General features: G+C 56.0%; 6 protein-coding genes and 2 pseudogenes. 2 read left to right on the forward strand and 6 right to left on the reverse strand.

The features are described from left to right. Positions 1 to 40: 40 nt before the first annotated feature. Entirely contained in the window at positions 41 to 565 is a 525-nt protein-coding gene (locus S101446_RS16830) for a heavy metal-binding domain-containing protein (protein ID WP_180967616.1), read from the reverse strand. 604 nt (positions 566 to 1169) lie between these two features. Here S101446_RS16830 and S101446_RS16835 point away from each other — a divergent pair. Continuing rightward, positions 1170 to 2588, forward strand: coding sequence for an alkaline phosphatase family protein (locus S101446_RS16835; protein WP_007396762.1), 1419 nt, complete (start codon positions 1170 to 1172; stop codon positions 2586 to 2588). A 197-nt stretch (positions 2589 to 2785) separates the two neighbouring features. Here the strand turns inward: S101446_RS16835 and S101446_RS16840 are convergent, their stop codons facing one another. Both S101446_RS16840 and S101446_RS16845 read right to left on the reverse strand, forming a co-directional pair. Next, on the reverse strand, positions 2786 to 3223 hold the full coding sequence (locus S101446_RS16840; RefSeq protein ID WP_341865158.1) for an RES family NAD+ phosphorylase: 438 nt from the start codon (positions 3221 to 3223) through the stop codon (positions 2786 to 2788). A gap of 17 nt (positions 3224 to 3240) precedes the next feature. Continuing rightward, positions 3241 to 3606 (reverse strand): annotated as a pseudogene (locus S101446_RS16845) (antitoxin Xre/MbcA/ParS toxin-binding domain-containing protein); the annotation flags it as partial. A 372-nt stretch (positions 3607 to 3978) separates the two neighbouring features. On the opposite strand from S101446_RS16845, the pseudogene S101446_RS16850 reads away from it, so the two are divergent. Continuing rightward, positions 3979 to 4545, forward strand: a pseudogene (locus S101446_RS16850) (IS91 family transposase); the annotation flags it as partial. Between the two features lie 363 nt (positions 4546 to 4908). On the opposite strand, the gene S101446_RS18560 reads toward S101446_RS16850, so the two are convergent. The 3 genes from S101446_RS18560 to S101446_RS16865 are packed head-to-tail and all read right to left on the reverse strand — an operon-like array spanning position 4909 to position 18080. Continuing rightward, a complete protein-coding gene (locus tag S101446_RS18560; RefSeq protein ID WP_244184680.1) occupies positions 4909 to 5631 on the reverse strand; it encodes a hypothetical protein in 723 nt (240 codons plus the stop codon). A gap of 9 nt (positions 5632 to 5640) precedes the next feature. Next, positions 5641 to 17034 carry a two-partner secretion domain-containing protein gene (locus tag S101446_RS16860; protein WP_087609011.1) on the reverse strand — a complete coding sequence of 3798 codons (11394 nt, stop codon included), beginning with the start codon at positions 17032 to 17034 and terminating at the stop codon, positions 5641 to 5643. After that, complete coding sequence (locus S101446_RS16865) at positions 17031 to 18080, reverse strand: POTRA domain-containing protein (protein WP_157684881.1); 1050 nt, start codon at positions 18078 to 18080, stop codon at positions 17031 to 17033. Before S101446_RS16865 ends, S101446_RS16860 begins: the two co-directional genes overlap by 4 nt. Positions 18081 to 18095 lie beyond the last annotated feature (15 nt).

The following is an 18095-nucleotide window of genomic DNA, read 5'->3' on the forward strand; positions in this document are numbered from 1 at the left end:
ACGTCCGCTCCCGAGCAGGTTAGACGGGCGGCGGCGCGTCTTAGATGAGGGAGATAGCGGACCAACTATATGGAACCAGCATGGTGCGGGTCCGTAGGGCGCCGAGCCTAAGCGCATTGGTGACGACCGTGAGTGGGATGGCAAGAGCGGGGGCCACGATCAGGCGGTGCGTGAAGTCCTTCAGCTCCGAATTGTCGTCAGGCTGTTCGGTCGGTTCCTCCGCCTCCAGCGCAATGCCGCAAAGCGCGCAGTTTCCAGGATGGTCCTGCCGGATCTGCGGACGCATGGGGCATGTCCAGATCGTGTGACCACCAGTAGGCGGCCAGGCAGCGGTCTGGGGCGCATGGCGGTTCTGATCATGGCAGGCCATATCATGAATCGCCTGGTCGTGGCCCATTCCCTTCTTTGGTTCCATAGTATCGGGGCTGCTCATCGGCTGAAGTGTCATACCGCATATCGGGCATTTGCCGGGATGCGCTTCCCTGATGTCCGGATGCATCGGACAGCTCCAAACGGCACCAGATGTGGACGTATGCTGACCGTCCATCTGCTGTTTTCCTGACATGCGGTCTCTCCCGATGGACGCAACGGGTAAAGACGAGGAAGAAGAGGCGTCTCGGTCAGACATTTAGAATGTCATGGTACATCCGCAGTCGAGCCGAAGGAAGAGTAAAGGGTCTGAAGCCGTTACCCTATTGATTGGATATGAAAACGTGCCTCAAGGAGGCGTCATCGGTGTGGGACCCGATTTGGTCATGGCCAGTTTCTGCGACTGGATCTCTGTCTCTAACCATCAGGGGTTACGTGGCGTCGCCACGCGGGATATACTGTTGGGAGAAGGGCAACGCGGATATGCCGAGCTAGTGTCTGTACAGAAACTGCAGGCTTGTTCTCTACATTCTCTTGTGTCACCCGTTTAAAAAAGGGGATTAGCGGAGTTCCCACAAACTAGTGTATGAGTATAGCTGGTACTGTAACAATATTCGGGGGCTTTTGGCATTCTGTTGGGCGGGGCAGTCAGCCCGTGATCATTGGGAACTGGGACTTGATCAATGACTGAGACGTGGGTTTCGGGTCCGGGAGATTTGTATGATTTACAAGATAAAAGAAAATAACTTTCTGATATATGACTTATTAAATGGTGTAAAAAATAAAAGGAGTGGAAATCAATGGGTATTGAGCACGTAGTTGTATTAATGCTAGAAAATCGGTCATTCGATAGTATGTTTGGACAGTCGCCATCGTCCACCGATCCGATCGACCGACTAACGGGAACGGAGACTAATCCCTGGCATCATCCGGACGGCTCCGTCGAATCGATAGCCGTGTGGACTACGGACGGAACCGACCGTCAGGTGGTGCGCATTCCAGATCCTGATCCCGGTGAATCATTTAAAGACATTTACGAACAGATTCATGGACGCCAGGAAAAGGGCAGCTTGGCTTCGAAATTACCAGACATGTCAGGATTCGTAGATAATTATATGGCCCAGCCTGATCGCCCGGGTTCGCGTAGTCCTGAGTCAGTCATGCATTTCTTCACCCCCGATCAGCTACCTGTATTGACGACGCTGGGTCGGGAATTCGGCATTTCAGACCGTTGGCATGCATCTGCGCCATGTCAGACATGGCCAAACCGTATCTTTGCGCATACGGGCACGTCTGGTGGATGGGTCAATAACTATCCGGACAAGCTCCCGTTTGAAATGCCCACCGTATTCAACAGATTAAGGGAGGTTCATAAGGATTGGAAAATATATTTTCATGACTTTGCGCAATCGACGACTTTGTCCTCTCTTTGGGAATTCTCGCTCTCGAATTTCAAATATTTTGAGGAGTTTGAGAATGATGCGAGAAAAGGGACTTTACCCGCGTATAGTTTCATCGAGCCGCGATATTTTGCTCACCCCATTTTGAGAAAGATGCCCAATGACCAGCATCCGGCGCACGATGTCGTATACGGGGAGGAACTCATTGCATCGGTCTATAATGCGGTTCGCAATGGTCCCTTATGGGATAAGACACTTTTAATCATTACCTACGATGAACACGGAGGATGTTATGATCATGTGACTCCACCAGCAGCAGTATCACCCGACGATAAACATCAAGATGGTTTTAATTTTGATTACTTCGGTGTCCGTGTCCCTGCAATAATCATCTCACCATATGTAAAGCCGGGTCACGTATTCAGGCCACAAGGCAATACCCCTTACGATCATACGACAATAATAGCGACACTTAGAAAACTATTTGGTATTCGTTCTCTAACCAAACGTGACCAGGCAGCGCCGGACTTTCTTGATGAGCTTCTTAAAACACCTGACAATCAAGGTCCAAGCAGCGTTCAGGCTTCAACGTCTTATTCGATGCGTGATTCGATTGATGCCGTCAAAGAGCCTTTAAACAGCCTTCAGATCAGTCTGGCGCAGGCAGCTAGACAATTGCCAACCGCTGGCGCTGATCTCGCGCTTCACAACAAGCGCGTCGCGGCGATGACTACTGCTCAAACGTACCCGTCGACCGTTGGAGAGGCATCTCTCGAAATTCAGGCTCATATGAACGCATTTACAGGACGGAATGCATAATTGCCGCTTGGTTGTTTGTCGCTCCTCAAAAAGAGGGGCGCCCGTTGTTATGGTTGGTGATCGACGTGACGTAATGGTCCCAATGGCTTCCGTTGGGACTTTTAACCGACTAATATCGTCGCAAGTCCTTCATTTATTCTCGGTTTACGACCATGACGTTGCGGTTGCTGGCAAACGCTTTTCATCGTCGATGACGGTTACGCGGGAGGGTAGACTGTCTGACCACTGCCAGAAGACCAGCTTCCTGTCATTTTCCATTGCTCCGGGGGCAAAACTCGGGACGATGATGCCAGCCACACCATTGGCTGTGAGTATTTTTGCGAGTTCCCACGAGGGCGGCATCTTGCCCTGATCGGCAAGATCTTCCCAGGGGCAGGGGAGGAGAAACCGCGATTATCAAGATTGGACGGGTCGGTCAGATCGAGGACGGGTTCGCTATCGACGTCATAGCCACAGATGGTCAAGGGCTGAGGCTTGAACGGGAAGCCTTGCTGGGCCTCGAGCCAGGCAGTCTCCATCCGCAGAGATGTGTAAAGGGCAGGTGTGCCGTCCAGGTTGAACCGGCCTCCATGAAGCGCCGCACCGTCGCCTGACAGTGGGGTGAAAGACCAGCGGGGATTATGAGCCCGGAACACCCGTCCGGTAAACCTCGCGCGTAACCGCCGGTTGCAATCCGATCGAGATAGCGCGCCGGACGGCGTCGGCGTATCTTTCCCGAACGAGCGCCTCGGCAGTCTGATCACCGAAGGAGGGCAGGGGCTGTGACCGATACCATGCGAAAGCCTGTTGGGCTGAGCCCGCCCATGGCCGGACACGATTGAGGATCTCGACCATGTCGCGCAGCCTCGCCTGGGTGGTGGGGCGGCCGAGGCGGGCACTTTTGGAGACGGCGTCGCGGGACAGGCCCAGGGTGGCAGCCAGTTCGCCACGAGTGATATGCAGCATGCTACTCAGCCGTTCGGCCGCGATCAGTCCGGACGGATCGTAGGCGTCAGTAGAGAAACGTGGTCTCGGACATGACAGGTTGCCTCATATATTGACCATAGAATGGGATTATATATGAGGCGGTCTGTCCATGACAAGGATTCCAATTGGATATGCCCATGCGTTTTGGCATGATTACCTTGTCACGCGGCGAGACGGGGTATCTTGCTGTCCGCTAATCGCAAGTATCATTGGTTGCCTTCCCGAACAATCAAACTTGTAAATCCCATAATATTTGTTATGCCAACAATAACCGTTGTTGCTATTTGTCGCAGAGATAAAAAATCTTGCTTTTCTACGGAGCCTGTTGAGGCTTAGTAAGCATCGGGTTGAAAACACCTTGTAGCCTAAACGGGGTCAGATATCTTCTTCTATGCATGGATGATTTTATCGAGAATAAACACGAGAGTGTCGCAGCGACGCAGCGCAGACATGGCCGGGCGATCTGCTGCCGGTCGGGTATTTCAATGTTGTCTTCGCCCTGCCAGCATGGATCGCCGACATCGCGCTGCGGAACCAGGCCATTCTCTACGCCCTGCTGTTCCAAGCCGCCTCGGAGACGATGACGACGAACCCCGGCATCTGGGCACGCGCATCGGCATCACCGCCGTGCTGCACAGTTGGGGTTCGGTGCTGACCCACCATCCCCATGTGCACATGATCGTGCCAAGTGGCGGTCTCTCGCCCGATGGCCAGCGCCGGATCTCATCGCGCCCGGCTTTCCTGCTGCCCGTTCGCGTGCTGGGCAAACTGTTCCGCCGCCTGTTCTTGACCAAGCTGCGCGCCCTTTTTGATGCTGACCGGCCGGTCTTCCGGCGCGGTCCTGCCCCTCTGGCAGACCGCTGTGCCTTTCTGCGGTATCTGGCTTCTGTACGCAGCAAACCCTGGGTCGTTTATGCTAAACCACCTTTTGCCGGTCCCAAAGCGGTGCTGGCCCTACCTGTCACGCTATACCCACCGCGTCGCCATCTCGCTCTGTTTGTAACCCGCGCTGCTTAGCGTGCAATTTTTAACAGATCGTGCGGTAACCCCACATAAGCTATGAACGCGCTGTACGGGGAACTGACAGTCCAGACATAGTGCGCTCCGCGTTCGTAAACCGACTTCGATCTTCACCCTACTGTCTAGTGCGATGACACGACGAACAACGAGAGAACGGGGAAGATCAAGGGGCTGAAGGCGTGACACGAGAGAAGACCCATGAAAGTGGGCAACTTTCTGGATTTCCCAGATTCCGAACCTCAGTACGAGACACTTATCACGAACAGTGCGGGAGAACCCAGTTCTCAGTGAAAAACAACATGTGTGGTACCGTTACGTTATGTCAGAAGCAACTTCAGACCGAAACGTAACCTTTTTCTCGCCATGTTTTTTCCATCTGAGGAAGGTACGCTATGATTTTGTCCAGATCTTCGGTCATTTTTGGAAATACAGTCTTGTATTCATCACTTCTATATCGCCTTACAAATTCAAAATCTCCTAGAACACAACGAATTATACATAGAATAACGCCTTGGCTTTGTTCATATTCCCGATAACCACCAGACGAAGATACCTTGTATTTTGCTGGTAAGAACTCCAACATATTTTTCTCACTTGAGAAATCATAATGCTCATCAAAAAAAGAAATTCCTTGCATGAGAACTCGCTCAATAACACTTGGAAGTTCGGAAATATCTCTCCAATATAGTTCATCAGATCCGCCATCGCGTATAAATCCAACTCTATCCTGAATAAAGCATGGCGTATATTCCGAGAACTCTGGAAGCATATTGAGTTCACATCTAATTTCTTCAAAAAATACCGCAGATGTATAAATTGGACGACCTAATATTTTCTTGCACAGCGCCATTGTTTTTTTGTTGTTTAAATAAACACCCGGAAAAACAGTAACTTCACCGCGAGAGCCTACTCGACGAAAGCCAAACCCAGGTCCTACTATAAGAGTCGTATGTTTTAACGATTTATTTTTGAATTGCTCTGATGAAAATTCCCAATTCTCAAATTTCTTAGCGATCTCTTTACATAACGCGAGAACTTCGCCTTTTAACGTCGCCATTTTTATTCCTCACGGTTTGTGAAATACGACTACCGGGATCTGGGGTTTCAAGTTCAGTAGTCCTGCTTCTAGCGCTCGCCTTTTCCCAACGGCAGTCGCCTTGCCCTTCTCGATCTCTGGATACACTGCTTTTTGTCTTTCGCTAAGGGGCGATCCCCCTGTTTTCACCTCAATCACCAATTGTCCTGCTGCGCTTAATGTCACGGTGCTAACGGGCTTCCCTGATGGATCCAGTAACGGATTTCTATTAATATCCTGAGCAACAAATCCTGATGGCACTTTCACGATTTGGTTAGAGGCCCCACGAACAATGGTACAGTCTGCGACACAACGAACATTAGAATCACTTTTGTAAGAAACATGACGAATAACCGACAATCCTTGTTTATTTAACCCGACAATGACTTCCTGTTCCGCATCTTCTCCATTTTTATTATTAGCCGCTATCTGGGTTTGTTTTTGTCCTTCCAAAACTTTCCCGTCTGTCAATACTCTCCCGGGTTCGGTCGCTTTAATTAAGGCGGACGAAGAATCACCAGTTGCGCCATTTTCGACGCTGCCTCGAAAGTTAGCTGGTTGGCGCGTACCCTCATCATCGAACACATACTTAACGCGTGTCTCGTTATCTATATATACGAAGTTTCCGTCATTATCTTTTAGACCAGCAGAACTGTACCCAGGCTTATAGGGTTCGGAACGTGGGTCTATTATCCTTTCATCAGGCATAGATGCCCGCACGTACACAGAAGTCTGCTTTCCTTCTTCGGCTGTTCCACTACTCTTATTCGAAGAAGAGTTTTCTTCTAAATTACCTTCCGGTTCATGACCTTCATTGTACTGCTGAATAGCTGAAGCATATCCCGCCCCACTGAGGGCGTTGACCGTCGTATCGCCACCGGAAGCCGCGCCGGCCGCTGCGCCCGCGCCGGCTCCGATGACGTTGCTCAGCACATTCTCGATCACACGCTGGCCATCTGCATCATCCGTCATGGACTGGGCAACGGATTCAGCCCACTGGCGCGTAGCAATCGTGGCGACGTCGCCCGCCGCCGTGCTGGCAGCCGCCGAGCCGATATTTCCTCCAGCAAGGCCCGCTATCAGCGCATTGCCCGCCGTCTCGATGCCGATGCGTCCCCAGGCATTTGAAACGTCCTTCGTTCCAAACCCGGCAACATGAGCGTCATCCAGCGCATCCGAAACCATTCCCCCGACCTGTCCCACGACCTGCGATCCGACCTGCTGGATCTGCAGGTCGTTCTGCATCTGCTGGGCATCGAAGGTGTTAGTCAGCGGATGGCTGGACGTGGAGGGCGAGCGGGAGAGGTCGCCACTGGTGCTGCCGGCTGCGATCTGCACGTTCGAGCCGATGGCCGACTGCGTGACCGAGCTGGCGTCCTTACGGGTCGCGGCCCCCAGCAGACCACCGGCATTGGCCGCCATGCCCGCGCCGATCGCGGTGGCAGAGCTGCCGGTTCCCCCGCCCGTAGCCCCTTCGGGATTCAGGACATTGGCCTGATAGCCCGTCGTCTTCGCCGTGGCGTCGGCATGGTTGGCGATGTCATTGGCCACCAGCATCCCCGTGGACAGCTGGTTGAGCGCGGCCGCCGCCGTGCTTTCGATCACGCCCCCATTCAGGGTCGTCGTCCCGCTCGCCGTGACATCAAGACCGCCACTGCCCGCATACAGCCCGGACTGCGTCGCCTCGGTCGAGGCGTAACTGTCCTTGACGGTCGTGTGGCTGAAACTCGCGCTTCCCCCGATGTCACCCGCGCCCCAGACCGGCACCGAGAAGCTGGCGTCGATGCCCGTGGTCTTCGAATTGTAGCCCGACGTGTCCTGCGCCGTAGTGATGGTCAGGTCTTTCGTCGCGACATCAATCGACCCGCCGCTGATCTCCGCCCCGTTCAGGGTCGTCGTGCCGGTCGCGTTGGCGATGGTGACGTTGTCCGTGCCGCTGACCGTGCTGTCCACCGCCGTGCTGGACGCGGCATTGGTGTTGGTCTTCGAGGCGCCGAACTCGCCCTCGATGCTGACACCGGCCCCTTTCGTGCCGATGCTGGCCGAGGCCCCCACGCTCGCCTCGATCGATTTCGAGCTGGCGACCTCGTGCGTCGTGTCATACCCCGCCTGCAGCGTCACCTGCCCCGGCGCGGTCAGGGTCACGTCCTGGCCCGAAAGCTGGGACGCCGTCGCCACGATATTGCCCGACTGGCTGTCGGTCGGCACGCCGCCTGTCGCGGTCACGGCCAGCGTGTTGCCAGCCGCCGCCGTCGAACCCTGCACCGTGCCCGTCGTCAGCGTCGTGCTCGACTTCTCGAGGTCAAAGCCGATATTCGACTGCACCGCAATCAGGTCGATATTGCCCTCGGGAGTATCGCCTTTCTCGAACAGGCTGGAAACGGACTTGACCTGTCTTGACGCCTCCAGACCGACCTGGGCGCCCATGCCCGCCGCCGCTGCACCGTCCAGTCCGGCGAGACGCCCACTATCCTTGCCACTCGCCTGGGAGGCGGACAGGGCGATATCCACCATCTGTCCCACCACCGAGTTCGGGTTAAGCCCCGTGGTATCGCCGATGAACAGCGACTTGTGCGTCTGGGTCTGGGTGGCGACATCCTCAAGCGCATTGAATGACACCGACGATCCCGTGACCGTCGCATCCTTCGCAGCCCCGAGGTCGGATCCGTTGATCGTGACCGGCCCGTTCGCGGTAATGCTCAGATTGCCGCCGGTCGATGCGATCTCGCTGGGGGTCCAGATGGTCTGGGAATAGCTGTCGGTATCGGTCGTCTTGCCAAAGCCGATCTTGGCCGAAGCCCCGCTGGTGCCAAGGAACAGCCCGGACGACTTTTCCATTGATGAAGCCGCAACTGTTTCCTTTACTGCATTTTCCGTTACCGCGCCGCCAGCGGCCAGCGTGACGTCACCTTGCGCAGCAATCTCGCCCTTGAGGCTCATGTCGCCAGCCGAGCCAATTGAAAGCGCATTTCCCGCCGTGATGGTGCTACCGATCTCGTCAGAGTAGTGGACAGATTGGGAACTGCTTTCGCTGTTCAGGAAATGATCTTCCGACGACGTGCTGGAAGACGAGCCCATATCAGTCATCGAGTTGAGCGCGAACTCGCCACCTGACGAGATTTCTGCGTTGCCACCAGCGGCAACCACGCCCTGAATGGACATATTTTTGCCGGATGCCATCGCTATATTGTCGTTGGCAATAACGGCGCTCCCGACCTGCGTGCTACTGTTCTGGGTATCCGAAAATGAACTCGAACTCAGAAATCCGCTTTTGGAGCCGGAGGCGGCGTAGGAACTCTCGTTGGTAACTGCGCTGAGATCGAGATTGCCTGCGGCCATCATGGATGCAGAACCAGCCGCTGATAGCGTGCTTCCGCTGAACGTAAGATCACCACCGAGCGCGCCCAGCGTGGCGTCACCTCCACTGCTTATTGTTACGCCATAGTTCTCAGCCTGATGGCCAGACAGGCTGAGATGGGTCGCATGCGTCGAACCCTGCGCCGTTGCTGTCAGAGCACCAATATCGATGCCTTGACCCGCAAGCAATGCCAAGTTTCCGCCGGATGTCAGCGTCCCCCCCTTGAACGTAATATTATCCGCGGCATCAAGGAGTGTCGTCCCTCCCGATACGATGTTCGCCTGACCGGTGAGTTCCGAGGCCGAGCCTCCACCAATAAGGAAAGTCTGCAACGTATCCTGATTGACAATCGAACCTTTCATGGCATTCAAGGCGACTGTTCCACCTGACAAAGTGCCACCGGAGTTGATAATATCTCCATCGGTCGCAGTGAGCGTCAGTGCATTCTGCGCTGCAATCGTCCCGCTATTGGTAACCGATCCGGCAGTAAGAGATACGTTCCGTCCGCCGATTACAGCACCGTCATCCGTCAGTGTCGCTGTGCCGGCTGCCAGATACAGCTTCGGTACGAGTACCGATTTGCCATCCACTTCTTCGGTAACGTACCAGACGATATCCTGTGTCAACGCTGCCTGTTGTTGTGACGTTAGCGCGTCACCCAACGTAAGACCCAGTGCGTTGTCTTCAGTTGCTGCATTATCGAGGAGTATCTTCATCTCGTCTGAAGCCGAGAGATACGATCCGCCCAGGAATGTCTGACCGGTTGCAGCGACGATCTGTTGCTGGACATAGTCCGTGTCAAACGTAGCATCCCCCAGGAAATAATAATCTGCCGTGTCGTCTCCCAGTCGATTCAGCAGGTATTGCGAGCCATAAAAGCCAGAAAGCGTCGCGTAGCGGGGATTTGTCTCGATGAGATAATGTGCATCGGGTAATGGATCAGGAACAAATAGTGCCTGCCCGCCAGGCACTGAGGCTACAATCGTAGCAATTGTCGGGTCGCTGCTCGCCGAGAAGCCCGGAAGGCTCAACGACGCCAATGCCTGGGCATTAGTCTCGACCGTTGCTGGGGCGATAACCCCATCGTATGCTGGAGTAGATGCAGCTGTAGCAGTAGACGCCTGACCTTTTACCGAACTTGGTTGCGAAATCGCCTCGGCAGAACCAGCAATATCTGGACGTATCGCGCTATCTGATACCGAGGCCGCATCGGCCACGCGTGTGTTCAGGCCAGTGACAGTCGTCCCAAAATCAGGATTGATATCAGCCTTGGAGGTATAGCCAGCCGTCAACGCCGCTGGAGAAGCGGCGGCTACCCCTTCAGTTGTCGTACCGGTATACGAAATATCGGGCAGCGCATTAGCGCTCCAGCTATCATTGGATACAGTCTGGACAAACTGTCCATTGACATCACCAGCAGCCATGATGGTCGCCGTTGCTCCGCCGTCGGTAACCGTTCCCCAAATACGCGGGGCAAAATACCGTGGGCCGATATCCCACCCAAGTTTAGTCGGCACGTTGGGCGCATCAGTCACAGGCCGAAAATAACGGCATGAATTCTCGGTCTGACATTGAAATTCATATGTTATCTGGTTCGTATAGCCGATATTGTTCAGCGAGTTGCCAGACATGGTGATGTTACCACCTGCAGCAATATGACTCGCGTCGTTGGTAATATCGCCCGTCGTATTGATGGTCAGGTCACGTCCCGCATCAATTAAGGAAGCTGCGCCATTCAATGTCGCAATCGAACCAGTTCCCGTAACTGTCACGTTCGAACTGGCGTTGCCGTCGTACAAGGCCGCGATGAAATAGCCACTACCCGGTTGACCCGTTGATGTCGTCAGGCCAGCGGGAACCTGGACCTCGACAACCTTTTGACCGTAATAATACTGCCCCCAGTCGCTGGGCATTCCACCCTGGATCTGGCTTGCGCTGGGCGGCGTAACTGCAGTGGCATAAACCTCACGATAGACCGCTACGTTGTTTTCAACCGTAACGCCGCCTGTGACGTCATTGGTAAGGCTGGCCGCTTGGATGGAAATGTCGCCGGCAGCACTTCCGGCTTCAATCTCGCCGGACTGATTGACTACGGCACCCGCATAGCCGTTACCGGGCCCTCTGATCGCAATGCTCCCGGCATCCGACAAAATGGCACCCTGAATATTTGTAAGCGCGCCAGGAAGGGTGAGCGATACGCGGCGTGCACCATCTATCAGTCCCGTATTTGCTATGACGTCTCCCGAGGTCACAACGAGACTTCCCCCTGAGGTGAGCGCCCCGTTGTTGGTTAGGCTGCCTGCATCAATCGTAAGGTCTCCACCGGCTAACGCACCACTTCCCTCTTCAACCGTGTAGCCACCCTGCCCGAAATTCAGATTCATCGTTCCGCCCGAAACCAGGACAGCGTTACTATCCCATCCGTCCGGCATCGACAGGTTAAGCGAAGCTCCAGCAGTCAACTGTCCTCCACCATCCAGGACATCAGTTGTAATCGTCAGGTTACCGGCGGATTGCAGCGTACCATCCATATCAGCCAGAGACGTCAAAGCGTTTCCGGCATTGGTGATGGTAAGGTCACCCGCTTGCGTCATTACGCTACCGCTTGAGTTGTCAAGACTGGATGTGGATAATACAATATCGTTGCCAGCCTGAATCCGTCCGCCGGAATTGCTAAGGGACGCGAGGGGTACGCCATTACCCCCGTCCACCGTTATGGCTCCGTTCTTGGCGAAGACCAGGCCACCCTTGCCATTGTCAAGGGTAGTCGCGGTTACGGTGACATCTGACGCCGCCTGAATGGCACCGCCTTCATTAAGGACGTGATCAAGGGGACCGCTCGTTCCATTATTAATTTTGATGCCGGATTTGGTACTTAAGAGTGCACCACCGTCATTATTGACTGCATCCGTCTGAAGTGCCAACGCTCCCGCCGCCTGGATCGCACCGTTGGCATTCGTGACAGAATTACTTTGGATCGACACGGAACCAGCGCCGATAACGACACCCGCGGTGTTGTCAAGTGACGAGGCGGTCAGAATGATTGGTGCAATGCCCGCACCAATCTGTCCATTACGGTTCAAGAACTCTGCACCGTCATCGAACGTAGCCCCGGTGGTGCCATATAGGAGGCCTGCATTCGAGATCCCGCCATTGCCAACTGCAATGCTCAGGGACTCCGCGGCGACAATTTCCGCGTCCGAGGCATTGATCAAGGAGGTAGCGGCAAGAGCTATGGAGCCACCTAGAGCACCGATGCGCCCATCATTGGTTACATCGCTCAAAACCTGAAGTGACTGGTCGCCTTGGGCGACTATTGTCCCACTATTCGACAGGGCCTGCGCCGTAATATTCAGGCCAGCTTCCGTACCAACTGTTTCAATCATACCGGCGTTGTTAAGTCCGATATTTCCAGTAAGATTCAACGCAAGCTGGCCTGATCCCGCTGCGATCAGCGCGTACGCGCCGTTAGTCAGCCCAACCGCAGTAATGTCAGCGCCTGTCTCCCCGATAAGGGCCCCCTCGTTATCTACGGAGTCGGAGACAGAGAGGTCTAGCGCACCGCCAGCACTCATCACACTGGCGGCATCGGTCGTGTACTCACCCTCAGTGACCGTAAGGTTATCATCTGCCTTTATGGCCCCACCCTTATTGGTCAGGGTAGCACCTACACCTTCAGATAGCGCGATATTTCCACCAGTCGAAAGCAGGCTGCCATTAGTATTGTCAATATCGGATGCAGAAATTGTCAGGTTGGACGCAGCCTGAATAACACCTCCTTGCGTATTACTAAGATTAGTTAACTGCAGGCCAGGCGCACCATCTGCAATTCCAACCGAACCAGCAGTACTGACAATTGTGCCGCCGCCATTGGCAAGATCTGCTGCGGAAATCGTCAGGTTATCTGATGCCTGAATAAGACCACCTGCATTGTCAAGGGTCTGGAGCGCGGTCATTTCGGGGTCGTTATTAATGAAAACGGACTGACCAGCCAGAATTGCTCCCTCGTTGCTGTTATCTAAGGCTGCGGTCATAATCTGGACGTTGTTCCCGGCCTGTAACACGCCCCCCTCGTTCGCAATCTCAGTGGCATCCACGGCCAGTGATCCCTGGCCACCGCCAATTTGTCCCCCAAGATTTGAAACAAGGGCGCCGGCAGATATAACGGCACCGCTTCCGCCATATATTGTCCCAGTGTTGCTCAGCCCATCCACAGCCGTAATAGTCATACCTGTCGCAGCAGCGAGCAGGCCATTATTTACTGTCGAGCCTGCGCTAGCGGCAACTGATCCTTCAAGGGAAGCCACCTCACCGCTGTTAGATAAGGCACCTGTTACGTCAATTACCTGGTTCCCCTGAGTAAGAATCGTATTGGTATTGCGGAGAACTGCGGCAGTGATTTCTGATCGGCCAGAGACATCTGCGTTTTCGATCCGTCCACTATTTGTCAGTCCCGAGTTGCCCAACGCTGCGACAATGAGATTGCCTGTGGCAGTTCCGAGTAGGGCAGCAGACCCGTTGACCAGACTATCCCCACTGAGATGAATACCAGTTCCACCGATAAGGCTGCCTTCGTTATCAATGCTTCCTGTCGCGGCGAGACTGACTATGCCGTCCGCCTGAACAACACTTGTCGAATCACTTGTATAGGTGCCCGTAGAAATGTTCAGCGCATCCGCAGTTTTGATTACTCCTGCAGCATTGCTGAGGGTTGACGTATTGAGGGCAAGATCGCCGCCGAGAGAGAGCATTTGGCCTGCTGTATTGTCTACCGCCATGGCATCAATTGTCAGGCTGGAAGCAGACTGGATAATTCCACCGTTCCGGTTATCCACGGTGGCGGCAAGTTGATTCACACCGCTTGTGACGTCAATATCCCCAGACGTTGTGACAAGTGTCCCATCATCATTTATTACAACTCTCGACACAATACTAAGACCGTTCCCGGCCTGAATAATCCCCCCTTGCGTATTAAAAATATCAGAAGAAGCACTTTTTGTTGCTACACCACTAATTTGGATAGCACCTGAATCGGCGAGTATTACGCCCGAGTTATTTGTAAGTTGATCAGATTCAGTAGAGATATTGCCTGTCTTCGTGGAAATCTTTCCGTTGCTATTGGTTATGCCGGTGGCAGTGAGCATTACGTTTCCGCTGGAGGAGCCTATCGCCCCGCCAGCATTACCGATCGACGTACCCGCATGAAGATTCAACCCTGTTGCGCCATACATGGTACCCGAGTTGATTAACGCGCCGGTGACGATGCCACTAACGGTTATCCCTGCTGCGAACGTGCCCTGGTTGTTCAAGGAACCGATGTTAAATGCAAGTGTGCCGTCTATAGCCGCTATCTCTCCACTATTAGACGTTGTGTTTACGGCCATAAGATTTTGGTTGTACTGGGACAGAATTGAGCCGGTATTTGATAATGAGGCTGTCGTTACATCGAGATTACCGGTTGTAGACAGTGTCTCAATCGTACCATCGTTACTAAAAGCTGGAATGGCGGCAGGAGAGTCCGTCGTGGTCAATGCAAGGTTGCCAGAGGTTGCAGCAATCGTTCCGGTACTTTTGTTTGTCAGTACTCCAGTTGCGATCTCTATGCCAGACCCGCCAATTAACTCGCCCTCGTTGTCAGTTTCTCCGATTACATTTATGGAAAGAAGATTCCCTGCAGTTACTACGGAGTTCGCAGTGCTCGAATACGCTTCGGTCTTGAGGCTTACATTAGTAGCAGCTTGCAATATACCATTATCGTTAACAAATGAATTAGATAATGTTCCTTCCGTATCGATCGATGCATTTCCAGATGCCGCCAGCAGCGTTCCACCTGTATTATCAATATTTCCGCCAGAAATATTGATATCATCGGTAGCTTCGATCTTGCCTTCGGTATTGTTTACACTTCCCAAAGCACTTTCATTACTGACTCCATCAACGACGATATCGCTCCCGCTACGTATCACGCCCCCGGTATTGTCGAGGGCGGTCGTCACGATGGACATCAGGGCGGCTGCCTGCAGCCAGCCGTTATTGTTGGCGACACTGGCGGCATCGATGTTCAACCCACCATCCGTCGCGATGATTTTGCCCCCGGTATTGTCGAGGCTGGCGGCGGCAAGCTGCACCACGCCCGTATCACTGCCAAGCTGCCCGCCCCTGTTGGACAGGGCGCCACCTGCCGCAAGGCTCAGGCCGCCTGCCCCATATAACGTACCCGTATTGGTCACCGTACCGGCCGTGCGCACGCCAAGCGTGCCTGCGGCAAGGATGCTGTCACTGTTGGCCAGCGTGGCGGCGTCGATCGTCAGGCTGCCCGATGCCGACTGGGATTTTATCATCCCCGTATTGGCCAGGCCACCAGTCCCCGCCGCGTTGAGGGTAAGGTTGCCCGCGGTTGCAACCAGCAGGGCGGATGCTCCGTTGGCGATGTGGTCCGCCGTCACGGTCGCGCCCGTGCCGCCACCCAGCGTGCCTTCGTTATCGACCGCCCCCGTGGCGGTGACGGCAAGGGCCTGCTGCGCCGTCAGCGAAGCCGTGGTGTCGGATGTATAGCTGGCCAGTGCAGCAGTCAGGCTGCCCCCGGCCTGGATGGCCCCGCCATTATTGGTGACGCCCTGCGCCGACAGCGTCATGTCACCCGACTGGTCGAGGATCTTCCCGCCCGTATTATCCAACGCCCCCACGGCGGCAATCGAGGCCAGCCCGGTCGTGCTCGATATCTGGCCACCGGCATTGGACAGCGTGCTGCCGCTGGCGAGCGTCAGACCCGTCCGGGCTGCGATCGTGCCGGTATTGGCGAGCAACCCTGCCCGGGCGGACAGGGCGCCACCGGATGCGCCGATGCCGCCACTGTTATCGAGCGCACCGGTCGCGGCAAGCGACAGCGCGCCGGCCCCGGCCGTCACCGTCCCGCTATTGCCGATCACGGCAGCCTGGGCGGTCAGGGTCGTACCGCCGCCAATGGTCCCGCTGTTATTCAGGGCGCCGCCTGCCGCCAGTTGCATCCCGCCACCCGACTGCAGCGTCCCGGCATTGCTGACCTGCCCGCCCACCTGCGCCTGCAGGGTACCCGAAGCCGCCATGGAACCGTTGAGCACAAGGTCGCCGGCATCGGTCAGCGTCATGTCCCCGGCATTGGCCGCCATGGTGCCGTCAACCCGCACGCCGGCGCCGGCCTCGTTGACCACCATGTAGATCCGGTTGGCGTACATCCCGCCAAGGGCCGCCGTATCAATCGCGAATTCCGGGGCGGCCGTGCCGTCGGACGCCAGCGGATGGGCCGCGTTGGTGCCGTAATCGACCCGGTTGCGCCCGGCCACGATAGTGGCCGTCTCCGCATTGACCTGCGCCTTGAGCGTCACCGAGCGCGACAGGATGTCGAGCACCGGCACGGTGGTAAAGTCCCCGCCCTTCCCCTCGAAGGTGATGTTGCCGCCCCGGACGACGATATCCTTCAGGTTGCCGCTGGCATCCATCTCCGGCGTGCCGGTGGCAAGGGTCACATGGGCGGTGTTGATGAACCCGCATCCCGCACAGGTGATGCCGTTGGGGTTGGCCACCACCACCGAGGCCTGGTGCCCCGCCACTTCCGTATAGCCCAGCATCTGTGTCGGCAGGTTGCCGGTCACCTCGTTGAGGATCAGGCTGGCGGCATGGCCGTCAAGATTGGTGTTGCCATACACCACGCCCCCGATCTTCGTCTCGGTCGCCGTGGTGGCGTTGTTCAGGATCACGCCGCTTTCGGGCACGCCATACTGGATGAAGTCATTATGCGACACGCCCGCCGCATTCGGCGTGGCGATGTTGACCTGGTCGATGCCGTTCTGGGTCTTGTCCAGCGTCGGCTCGGGGCCGCCGGCATGGGGATCGACCACGATCTGCGGCTCCGCCTGCTGGGCGGATGCGGCGGACACGGTCGAGGCCAGGAACAGGGAGACGGCGGCAAAGACATGCACGCAGCGCTGAAGACGTGACGGACCCGGAATGATGTCGGGCGCGGCGGTCCTGCGGGGCGTCTTCATCATATCTTCGCTCCAACCTGAAACAGCGGGATCAGCCCTTCCGAGGGAAGCGGGCCGGTATACATGGAATGGGTCAGGGAGACGTTCCAGAAGAACGGCCCCGTGGTCTTGCGCAGCCCCAGGCCGCCGCCCGCCATCTCGCCACCCCGCAGCGCGGGCGGCGTCGAGGACGAGGCAAAACCCGCGCGCACGACACCGACATCAAGGGCGGCATAAAGCTGGGTGCCCTCGATGACGTGGCGGCAGATGAAGGCGAATTTCCCGCACTTCAGGCCCTTTGTGGGCAGCTGCCACGAGAAGTCGTTGCGCATGTAGCCACCGTCATTGCCCAGCAGGACCTGCTCGAGGAAGCCGCGCACGGTATACGGGCCACCGGCCTGCAGTTCATTGGTGGGGAACTGGTCGCGCGTACTGTATTCGCCGTGCAGCGTGGTGTGCCACAGCACGCCGCGCGTGAGCGATTTGTAGCCGTCGATATCCAGAATTCCCTGTTCCAGGTCCCGCAGGTTGAGGATCTTCCCGTGCAGCCCGGGGAAGGCCATGACGGTCGCCAGCCGGGTCGGGCGGCCCTGTAACTGGATACCCGCCAGCTTTCCTTCAATCACCACGATCCGCAGGTGCCCGCTGGAGAGCTTCTGCTCGGGCAGGTAGGCCCGCGAGGTGATGAAACCCTGGCGGATATAGGCGGCATTGAGCGCGTTGATCAGTCCGTTGAGATCGCGCACCGACATGCAGGTGCCGATATGGGGACCGGTGATCGCATCCGTCGTCGCGCGCGACAGGTGCTGCGCGCCTTCGACCGTGATGTCATGCACCGTAACACAGGTTTTTGATGCCTGTGGCAGGGCGGACGGCTTCTGGATCTGGATGTCGTTTGACGGTGGCGGCAGCGCGTCAAGCTGCTCCTGGTGTTGCTCGAAGCGCTGGAACTGGTCCTGCGACGAGCCCGGCCCGGCCGGCATCACGCCCCCGGGCAGGCCAGGCACCTGGGCCAGCGCCGCACCGGGCATTGCCAGAACGGTCGAGGCGGCGAAAACCTGCCAGCGCATCCCGCGCGATCCAGA

The organism is Komagataeibacter europaeus (assembly GCF_002173515.1).
GTDB lineage: Bacteria > Pseudomonadota > Alphaproteobacteria > Acetobacterales > Acetobacteraceae > Komagataeibacter > Komagataeibacter europaeus.